The organism is Sphingomonas bacterium, from assembly GCF_903644135.1.
Taxonomy (GTDB): Bacteria; Pseudomonadota; Alphaproteobacteria; order Sphingomonadales; family Sphingomonadaceae; genus Sphingomonas.
Map to the genome: position 1 here is coordinate 1 of NZ_CAHJXA010000078.1, position 9,925 is coordinate 9,925.

At 68.7% G+C, this 9,925-nt stretch carries 8 protein-coding genes and 1 pseudogene; 2 read left to right on the plus strand and 7 right to left on the minus strand.

Annotated features, from left to right (window positions below; all coding sequences use genetic code 11):
- Positions 1-2: 2 nt before the first annotated feature.
- Positions 3-1,625 (plus strand): N-acetylglucosamine-specific PTS transporter subunit IIBC, encoded by a 1,623-nt coding sequence (gene nagE, locus HUU96_RS06090; RefSeq protein WP_254605048.1) that lies wholly within the window; start codon positions 3-5, stop codon positions 1,623-1,625.
- A gap of 13 nt (positions 1,626-1,638) precedes the next feature.
- Here nagE and HUU96_RS06095 read toward each other — a convergent pair whose 3' ends face one another.
- The gene (locus HUU96_RS06095) at positions 1,639-3,039 is read right to left on the minus strand and encodes a hypothetical protein (protein WP_217430274.1); all 1,401 of its coding nucleotides are present in this window, start codon (positions 3,037-3,039) and stop codon (positions 1,639-1,641) included.
- 225 nt (positions 3,040-3,264) lie between these two features.
- Between HUU96_RS06095 and glf the strand changes: the two genes are divergently transcribed.
- Complete coding sequence (gene glf, locus HUU96_RS06100; protein ID WP_174291959.1) at positions 3,265-5,451, plus strand: UDP-galactopyranose mutase; 2,187 nt, start codon at positions 3,265-3,267, stop codon at positions 5,449-5,451.
- Positions 5,452-5,475: 24 nt separating this feature from the next.
- Here the strand turns inward: glf and HUU96_RS06105 are convergent, their stop codons facing one another.
- The 6 genes and pseudogenes from HUU96_RS06105 to HUU96_RS06130 form a co-directional block, all read right to left on the minus strand.
- A complete protein-coding gene (locus HUU96_RS06105; RefSeq protein WP_174291954.1) occupies positions 5,476-6,456 on the minus strand; it encodes a fumarylacetoacetate hydrolase family protein in 981 nt (326 codons plus the stop codon).
- Entirely contained in the window at positions 6,453-7,244 is a 792-nt protein-coding gene (locus HUU96_RS06110; RefSeq protein ID WP_174291955.1) for a cyclase family protein, read from the minus strand. The genes HUU96_RS06105 and HUU96_RS06110 overlap by 4 nt, the downstream gene beginning before the upstream one ends.
- Positions 7,241-8,311, minus strand: a complete 1,071-nt coding sequence (locus HUU96_RS06115) for a nuclear transport factor 2 family protein (RefSeq protein ID WP_174291956.1) — start codon at positions 8,309-8,311, stop codon at positions 7,241-7,243. Before HUU96_RS06115 ends, HUU96_RS06110 begins: the two co-directional genes overlap by 4 nt.
- Positions 8,308-9,168: a fumarylacetoacetate hydrolase family protein gene (locus tag HUU96_RS06120; protein ID WP_174291957.1), complete on the minus strand. Its 861-nt coding sequence runs from the start codon at positions 9,166-9,168 to the stop codon at positions 8,308-8,310. Before HUU96_RS06120 ends, HUU96_RS06115 begins: the two co-directional genes overlap by 4 nt.
- The gene (locus HUU96_RS06125) at positions 9,165-9,707 is read right to left on the minus strand and encodes a VOC family protein (RefSeq protein ID WP_174291958.1); all 543 of its coding nucleotides are present in this window, start codon (positions 9,705-9,707) and stop codon (positions 9,165-9,167) included. The genes HUU96_RS06120 and HUU96_RS06125 overlap by 4 nt, the downstream gene beginning before the upstream one ends.
- A pseudogene (locus tag HUU96_RS06130) lies at positions 9,704-9,925 on the minus strand (hypothetical protein); the annotation flags it as partial. The gene HUU96_RS06125 and the pseudogene HUU96_RS06130, both read right to left, overlap by 4 nt.

Here is a 9,925-nt window from a genome sequence, read left to right on the forward strand (position 1 = left end):
CGATCGCGGTGCTGCCGATCGCCGGTTTGCTGCTCCGCCTCGGCCAGCCCGACCTGCTCGATATCGCATTCGTCGCGGCGGCCGGCGATGCGATCTTCCAGAACCTCGGCCTACTGTTCGCGATCGGCGTCGCGGTGGGGTTCGCGCGCGACGGCAACGGCGCGGCGGCATTGGCGGGCGCGGTGTGCTTCCTGGTCGCCACCAACGGCGCGCAGGCGCTGCTCCACCCGCCCGCCGACATCGGTGCCGGCCTGCCGCCCGCCGTCCGGACGGCGATGCTCGCCGCCTATCGCCAGGCCGCGCTCGCCAAGCTCAGCGTTCCGCTGGGCACGTTCTCGGGGCTGATCGCCGGCATCTTCTACAACCGCTTCGGCGCGATCAGCCTGCCGGAGTATCTCGCCTTTTTCGGTGGACGGCGTTTCGTGCCGATCGTCAGCGGGCTGGCGGGGCTGGTGCTGGCACTCGCTTTCGGGCTCGGCTGGGGCGGGCTGAGCCGCGGCATCGACGCGCTGAGCTATGCGCTGGTCACGGCCGGGCCGTTCGGGCTGTTCGTTTACGGCGTTCTCAACCGGCTGCTACTGGTGACCGGGCTGCACCATATCCTCAACAACATCGTTTGGTTCGTGGTCGGCGATTTCCACGGCGCGACCGGCGACCTCAACCGCTTCTTCGCCGGCGACCCGAAGGCAGGCGCGTTCATGAGCGGCTTCTTCCCGGTGATGATCTTCGGCCTGCCCGCCGGCTGCCTGGCGATGTACCGCAGCGCCCGGCCCGAACGCCGCGCCGAGGTCGGCGGGTTGCTGCTCAGCCTGGCTCTGACTGCGATGCTGACCGGCGTGACCGAGCCGATCGAGTTCACCTTCATGTTCCTCGCCCCGCTGCTCTATGCGGTCCATGCGGTGCTGACCGGCGTGGCGATGGCGCTGATGGACATGCTCCACGTCCGACTCGGCTTCGGCTTCTCGGCGGGGCTGCTGGACTATGGCCTCAACTATGGCCGGGCGACGCGGCCGCTGCTGCTGCTGCCGGTCGGAGCGGCTTATGCCGCAGTCTACTACGGGCTGTTCCGCTTCTTCATCGTTCGCTTCGACCTGCCCACGCCCGGTCGCGAGCCGGTACCGGTGGACGCGCCGGCCGCCAACGCGCCTGTGGCCGGATCGCGCGCGCAGCAGTTCGTCGCTGCGCTTGGCGGCCGTGCCAATCTCGCAGCGATCGACGCGTGTACGACCCGCTTGCGCCTAGTCGTCGAGGATCAGGCGGCGGTGGATGAGGCGATGCTGAAGCGTCTGGGTGCGCGCGGCGTGATGCGGCCCTCGGCGCGCGACCTGCAGGTGGTGATCGGCCCGACCGCCGATCAACTCGCCCGGGAGATGCGCGAAACAGGCACGGCGGATAGCCCGGACGAGACCGCCCGCGCGCTGCTGGCCGCGCTGGGCGGCCGCGCCAATGTGAGCTCCGTGACGGCGCTGTCGAGCCGGTTGCTCGTGACGGTGGTCGAGCCGGGCAAGGTCGATCCCCTCCGGCTGGACGCCGCCGCTCGCGGCGCGGTGGAGGTGCCGCCGGGATGCTGGCAGATCGTCACCGGTCCGCGGGCCGAAGCACTGGCGGACGTCATCCGGTCCTAGAGACCGAGGTGCATTAGCCCGTCCGGCGGATCGCGAACGCGCGGTCCGCCGGCATCGCCGCCACCTCGATCTTCAAGCCGGTCGCGGTCGACTTGGCCTGGACGGTATCGATTATTCGCCCGGCGGCGGTGTTGTAGCCGGTGATCTCGACGTCGCCGGGTGCGAAGGGCAGCTTGAGTGTCAGCGTCCTGGTCGACGGGTCGGTGCCGCTCCGCCCGTCCGCCATCCGGCCGCCCTTGCGCACCAGCCACACCACCGCCTGATCGTCGTCCCTACAGGCAAAAGCGTGATAGCCTGTCACCTTGACCTCGATCGGCGCGCGCCGGAACCGCTGCCAGTGGATCAGCGGCAGGAAGCCTGCCATCGCTCGCTGCGCCCGGCGCATCCCCGAAGTCAGAACATGCGGGTGGCGGTTGGGCCAGCGCATCCCGCCGCCCACACCGCCGCTGGCGAGGTGCGCCCAGCTGAGATGGCGGAAATACTCATCGTCGAACGGCTCGGGCAGAGTGCGATGGCGGTCCTTGAAGCTGTGGATCGGGCCATGCTCGGTATCGAGGAAGGGCCGCCCGTCGGTGATCTCCGCCAGGCAATGGCGCACGATCCCGCCCATCGCCACCGCCGGCGCGACAGTGTTGCGAGGGTCGTCGATCGATCCCGAGCGGTAGATGTGGATGCTCGCAAAATCGAGGTCGGGATGGCGGAAGATCGGCTCCGTCAGCGGCAGGTCGGGCCGCCACCACAGTTCCGGCCCGAACAGCGATACCGTCTGCGGGTGCGAGCGGCCGTAGAGTTGCGTCTCCAGCGCGCGGACGTGCTGCGACAGGTCGGCGATGAACTCGCCAAACCCGTCGGCGCTGCCTTCGCCCTGGGCATGGTGAATCTCGTTCCACAAATCCCACGCGAACAACGCTCCCGACCCGCCCCAACGCCGCACGATGAACGTCAGCCGCGCCTTGATCGCGGCGCGCACCGCCGGCGCGGTCAGCAGGCGCGACGGGTGGTCGAGCGGGCCGCCCTGGGCGCTGTTCCACGGATGATGCCTCCAGTGCAGCCACATCCAGAAGGTGTCGACCGGCGTCAGCAGGATGCGCAGGCCGACCCGCTCGCACAGATCGAACAGGTCATCCCACAGCTGCACCATCGCCGGCACCGGCCTCCCGACCGGCCGCTCGAAGTAGCGATGCCGGACCTGGGCATATTCGATCATCAGGCGAAGGCAGGTGACGCCGTGTTCGACCAGCCAGTGCAGGTGGCGCTCGACCGCCGCCAGGTCGCGGCGGCGGAACAGCGGTGCGAGCTCGGGCCAGGTGATCGCGTCGTTCTGCCCGATCGGCGTCCAGTCGCGTCCCGTATCGTCGACGAAATAGGGCGCGCCGTCAGCCACGCGGATCCAGGGCAGGGCGGCGTCGCGCATCGGCACTCTTTGGCAGGCCGGGCGTTACCGAACAAACCAAAGACGTGTAATGTGGATCAGCGACTTAGCCGATCCATATCCCTAGCAATATTCGGCTGATCCTGGGAGACATTGATGAACTTCGCCGCGGCGCCAACGTCGCCCTCCGCCGACGCGCCGATGCCGCTGTTGCTGTGCTTCTGCCATCTGCGCTGGGACTTCGTGTTCCAGCGGCCGCAGCACCTGATGACCCGGTTCGCGCAACGCCATCGCGTGCTGGTGTGGGAGGAGCCGGTGATCGGCGGCACCGACCGGGCGCGGCTCGTCATCGGCGAAAAGACGGCCGGGGTGCGGGTGGCGACGCCGATGCTGCCGAACGGCCTCGAAGCTGAAGCGACCGAGGCGGTGCTGACGATGCTGCTGGACGAGATGCTGGCCGTCGAGCCAGCGCTGGCGGTGCGCTGGTATTACACGCCGATGATGCTCGGCTTCTCGCGGCATCTGGCCGCACCATGCACCGTCTATGACTGCATGGACGAGCTGTCCGCGTTCCGCTTCGCGCCGCCCGAGCTGCTGGCGCTCGAAGCCGAATTGCTTGCCGCTGCCGACCTGGTCTTCACCGGTGGCCACAGCCTGTACGAGGCGAAGCGTGACCGCCACGCCGATGTGCGGCCCTTCCCGTCCAGCGTCGATGTCGCCCATTTCGCGCAGGCGCGACATTGCGAGCCGGGGCGGGGCGATGCGGTGCGGCTCGGCTTTTACGGGGTGATCGACGAGCGGATGGACCTCGACCTCGTCGCGTATCTGGCCGATGCACGGCCGGACTGGACGATCGAGCTGGTCGGGCCGGTGGTGAAGATCGATCCCGCCGACCTGCCGAGCCGGACCAACCTCCATTATCCGGGGCCACGCAGCTATGCCGAGCTGCCCGCGACGATCGCCGGCTGGGACGTCGCGCTGATGCCGTTCGCGATCAACGAGGCGACGCGCTTCATCAGCCCGACCAAGACGCCGGAATATCTTGCCGCCGGCCGTCCGGTGGTGTCGACGCCGATCGTCGACGTCGCCCGCCATTACGGCACGCTCGACGCGGTGCGGATCGCCGGCAGCGGCGCGCGCTTCGTCCAGGCCTGCGACGAGGCGCTGGCGCTGGTGCGCGGCGACGATCGCGGTTGGCGCGACGAGGCCGACGCGGTGCTCGCGGCGATGTCATGGGATCGCACCGCCGGGGAGATGCTCGCCGCGATCGACGAGTCGGTCGAGGCGGCGGCACTGCTCGCCCGCCGCGCCAGTCATCCGCATTATGACTACCTCGTCGTCGGGGCAGGGTTCGCCGGATCGGTGATGGCGGAACGCCTCGCCGTCGATGCGGGCAAGCGCGTGCTGGTCGTCGACCGGCGACCGCACATTGCCGGCAACGCCTATGACGTGGCGGACGCAGCCGGCATACTGATCCACCAGTATGGCCCGCACATCTTCCACACCAATTCCGACGAGGTGTTCGCCTACCTCTCGCGCTTCACCAACTGGCGGCCGTACGAGCATCGCGTCCTGTCGGAGGTGGCCGGGCGGCAGGTGCCGATCCCGATCAACCGCACGACGCTGAACATGCTCTACGACGCGCAGCTCGAGACCGACGCGGACGCCGCCGCCTTCCTGGCGGCACGGGCCGAACCGGTCGCGAACGTGCGCACGTCGGAGGACGTCGTCGTCTCGGCGGTCGGCACCGAATTGTATCGCGCCTTCTTCCGCGGCTACACCCGCAAGCAATGGGGGCTCGATCCGGCCGAGCTCGACAAGTCGGTGACGGCGCGGGTGCCGACGCGGACCTGCACCGACGATCGCTACTTTACGGACAGCCATCAGGCGATGCCGGCAAACGGCTTCACCGCGATGTTCGCGGCGATGCTCGACCATCCCAACATCACCGTGATGCTGGGCACCGATTATGCTGATATCCGCGACACGGTAAGCTATGGCAAATTGGTCTATACCGGCCCGATCGACGAATATTTCGGCCATCGCCACGGCCGGCTGCCCTACCGCTCGCTGCGCTTCGAGCACCGGACGCTGCCGATCGAGCGGCACCAGCCGGTCGCTGTCGTCAACTATCCCGACGAGGCGGTGCCGCACACCCGCGTGACCGAATACAAGCACCTGACCGGCCAGGAGGCCGCCGTCACCAGCCTGACCTATGAATATCCCGCCGCCGAGGGCGATCCCTATTACCCGATCCCGCGGCCCGAGAACCAGCAGCTGTTCAAGCGCTACGAGGCGCTGGCGCTGGCCGAGCCCGATGTCGTGTTCGTCGGCCGGCTGGCGACCTATCGCTACTACAACATGGACCAGGTGGTCGGCCAGGCGCTTGCCACCTATCGGCGGCTGCGCCAGCGCGAGGGCGTGACCAGCCCGACCGACAGCGAAAGCGTCTGAGGCGGCCGCGACCGACCGCTCCGATCAACTCGGCCGGTGCACGACCCGCTGGTCCAGCTCGCCGAACACGGACCGGTCCTCGCGATCGAGGGCACTGATCCGGACGCGCTCGCCGAAGCGCAGATAGGGCGTCGGCGAGGCTTGTGACGCCAGCGCGTCGAGCGCGCGGCGTTCGGCGATGCAGCCGGAGCCGACCTCGGCGGCGTCGAGGTTGGCGACCGTGCCCGAGCCGATGACGGTGCCGGCGCACAGATCGCGAGTCAGCGCGGCATGGGCGATCAGCTCGCCAAAGCCATAGGTCATCGCGCCGCCTTCGGGCCGGCCGAACAGCTCGTCCCCGCGATGGACGCGGAGCGGCAGGCACACGCGGCCATCGGCCCAGGCATCGCCCAGTTCATCGGGGGTGACAGCGACCGGCGACAGCGACGATGGCGGCTTGGCCTGGAGAAAGCCGAACCCGCCCCGCATCTCGTCGGGGCCGAAGGCGCGCAGGCTCCAGTCGTTGATGATGACCACCAGCCTGACATGCGCCAGCGCCTCGCCGGGCGAGATGCCGAGCGGGGTGTGGTCGAGGACGACGCCATATTCCGCCTCGAAATCGATGTCGTCGCCTTCCGAGCGGAACGGGATGTCGGCGGCGGGTCCGTAGAACCGGTCGGATACGCCCTGGTACATTAGCGGCGGATCGGCGGGCGTGCGCTTCGCATAGTCCCAGGCGTCGGCGAGGATGTGATTGTGCGCGAGGAACGCCGACCCGTCGAGGAACTGCCAGGCGCGGGGCAACGGTGCGAGCAGCGAGGCGGGATCAAGCGGCGACGCGTCCGCCCAGCTACTCGCGTCGAGTCGGTCGGCCTGGGCGCGCAGCAGCGGCTCGACCCGGCCCCAATCGTCGAGCGCCGCCTGCAGCGTCTCGGCAGCGACCGCGTCGGCGGCATGGGCGAGGTCGCGCGACACCAGCATCAATCGGCCGTCGGGTGTCGCGCCGGGGCGGGTGGCGAACTTCATTGCGGGGTCTCCCGATCGTCGAGGATGGCGACGGCGCGCGTCCAGCCGGCGGAGGCGGCATGTATCTTCACCGGGAAGCAGCAGACGGTGAAGCCCGCCGGCGGCAACGCCTCCAGGTTCTGGAGCTTCTCGATATGGCAATAGCCGATGGTGCGTCCGGCCTTGTGGCCTTCCCAGATCAGGCCGGCATCGTGCGTCTCGGCATAGCGGCGCGCGGTGTGGACGAAGGGCGCGTCCCAGCTCCAGGCGTCGGTGCCGGTGACGCGCACACCCCGCTCCGTCAGATACAGCGTCGCCTCGCGGCCGATGCCGACCCCGCGCGCAAGATAGTCGGCCTCGCCGAACCGCACCCCCGCGGCGGTATTGACCAGCACGATGTCGAGCGGCGCAAGGTCGTGGCCGATGCGGGCCAGCTCGGCCTCGATCTCCTGCGCGGTGACGACATGACCGTCGGCCAGGTGGCGGAAGTCGAGCTTGACGCCCGGCCGCATACACCAGTCGAGCGGCACCTCGTCGATGGTGATCGCGCGCGCGCCGCCGTCCATCGTCGACGCGTAGTGATACGGCGCGTCGAGGTGGGTGCCGTTGTGGGTGGTGAGCTGGACGCGCTCGATCGCCCAGCCCTCCGCGTCGGGCAGGTCGGCGGCGGCCAGGCCGGGGAAGAAGCGCTGCAGGTCGGGCACCGACGCCTGGTGATCGACATAGTCGATGCTCGGCGCATAGCCGGGCGGCTCGTTGGCGAGGTTGCCGTCGAGCGTCGCCGACAGGTCGACGATGCGGCCGTTCACGATCCCCGCTTCGCATATTGATAAAGCGGGTCCTCGGCACCGCGCTTGCCATAGAGGAAGTCGGCGGCGGGATGCTTGGCCCAGAACTTCTCCGTCTCCGGCTCAACCCGGCTCCAGTCGAAGATGACGTCGCGGTGGACAATCGCCCAGCGGCCGTCGCGGCGAGCGAACTGGTCGAGATAGCGGCCGCCGATGGTCGCGTCGGTGCCGTCGGTCATCTGGCACCAGGCGACATGGTAGCTCTCCACGAACGCCGTATCGTCGTCCTCGAAGTCGGCGAGGATGTTGGTGACCACGTGCTGCATCCCCTTGATCGGCGAGCCGGGCTTGGGCCGGGTAAAGCTCGCGACGTCAATGAAGTCGGTGGCGAGGCCGTCGAACACGCCATGCCGCTCGATCGCGCCGGGATGGTAGCAGGTGTGCGCGAGCTCGGCATCGGCACGGTCGCCGGCGCGGGCGCGGCGGTACAGCACTTCGGCGATGGCCTGTTTGGACAACAAGCGATCGAGATCGTTCATGGGCGGGGCTCCTTCAGGTGGGATGATTTTGGGTAGTTGGCCGCGTGTTTGCGGGCGGCCAGCATAGAGCGGATCGGCGGCATCGCGCGTGCCGGTGAGCGGGTCGAGGTCGCGCTCACCGGCTGGGGTGATCCGCGACCAGTCATAGACGATGTCGCGATGCTGGATCAGCCAGCGACCGTCGACCCGGCGGCAGGTGTCGAGATAGCGGCCACCGATGTCATAGGCGATCCAGTCCGACCCGGCCGCGAACTCCTCGTGCGCGACGTGGCAGGTCTCGACGAACCAGTCGGCACCGCGCCGTTCGAACAGCATGTTGCCGATCAGATGCTGCTTGGTCCGGCAGAATGGCCCCGATCGCATCGCGGATTCCAGCGTGTCGATGAAGCCGTGCATCGGCCCGCGATAGGTGCCGTGATTGTCGGTCGCATCGGACGGATGGCAGGCGCGCATCAGCGGCACGTCGAAGCGGTCGGCCGCGCGGGCGCGGGCGGTCAGCAGGTCGGCGATCTCGGCCCGGTCGGCGATCTCGGCCAGGGTGGCGCTCACACCGCCTCCGCCACCACGGTCGCCTCGATCGCGCCGACCCGTTCGACCTCGCAGCGGACCACGTCGCCCAGATTGAGCAGCCGCGGCGGCTTCAGCCCGGCCCCGGTCCCCTTGGGCGTGCCGGTGGCGATGATGTCGCCCGGCTCCAGCGTGCAGACGGTGGACAGGTACGCGATCTGATCCCAGCAATCATGGATCATCTCGGCAGTCGAGCCGTCCTGGCGAATCTCGCCGTTGACGGTGCAGGTGACGCGCAGGGTACGGGGATCGCCGACCTCGTCGGGGGTCACCAGCCAGGGACCGAGCGGGCCATGGCTGTCGAACGACTTGCCCAGCATGATCGTCGGGCTGCGCTTCTGCCAGTCGCGCGCGCTGACGTCGTTGCAGACGGTGTAGCCTGCGACGATGCTGGGCGCGTCGTGCGCGGTCACCCGGCGCGCGCGGCGGCCGATGACGATCGCCAGCTCCGCCTCGTAGTCGAGGTCGGTGATTTCGGGCGGCATCAGGATCGGCGCGAACGGATCGTTGATGCACGACGGCATCTTGGCGAACCAGCGCTGAAACACCGGCGGCACGTAGCTACTGTTGTAGGCGAGCACCTCGTCGATATGGCTCTGGTAATTGGCGGCGATCGCAAAGAACTTGGGCGGGCGGCTTACCGGTGCGTGGAGGACGACGTCCGCGAGCGCGAGGGCGCTGCCGGTCGCGGTGCGCGCCCGATCCATGCCGGTGTCGCCGAGCGCCAGCAGCGCCTCGATCGTGTCGACGCCCAGCGCCGCCGCCAGATCGACGACGGCCTCGCCCTCGACCCGGCCGATCGATCGCCGGCCGGCATGGCTGAAGCTGGCGAGCTTCACTGCGGCCGGGCGGCGAGCTGGTCGACGATGCGCTGGCGGAACGCTTCGGCAGTCGTATAGGTCGAATTGGCCAGCGCCGCCGTCTCCGTATCGTCCCAGATCTGCTGGTCGCTCTGGCTGAAATCGATCGGGACGCCGTAAGGCTGGCTGACGTGCCAGGGCGTGTGGACGTAGCACTCGACCGTATTGTCCTCCGGGTCCTTGAAATAGACCGTCCAGCTGTTGCCGTGGTTGAGCGTCCAGATCTTCTCGATCCGCGGGTCGGCCTGCGCGGCCTCGTGCAGTTGGCGCAGCGCCGCGAAGTCTTTCATCAGGAACGAAATCTGCGCCACCGTCGACGGCGAGTCGGGCGCACGGCCCCAGGCGAGCAGCAGCTGGTGATGCTCGTCGGGCGACATCGTCATGAAGCGGATCGGATTGACGTCGGTACGCTCGTCGGTGACGACGAAGCCCATGAACGAGGTGTAGAAGTCGGTCATCCGGTCGATGTCGATCACCTGCATGCCGACATGGTTGAGCGAGAAGGATGGGCGGGTCATAGGGCGATCTCCAGGGTCTGGGCGGCAGTCGGGGCGGTGAGTTGGTCGAGGAGGCGGCCGACAAGGGCGTCGAGACCGGCGGTGGCGGCAAGGCCGTAGACATAGCGGTCGGGTCGCACGATGGCGGCGTCGGCGCTGCGTTCCGCCAGCCAGCGCGCGAACCGGCCGTCAGGGTCGCGCGCCGCGTCGAGCACGACGATGCCGCCGCCGATCGCCTG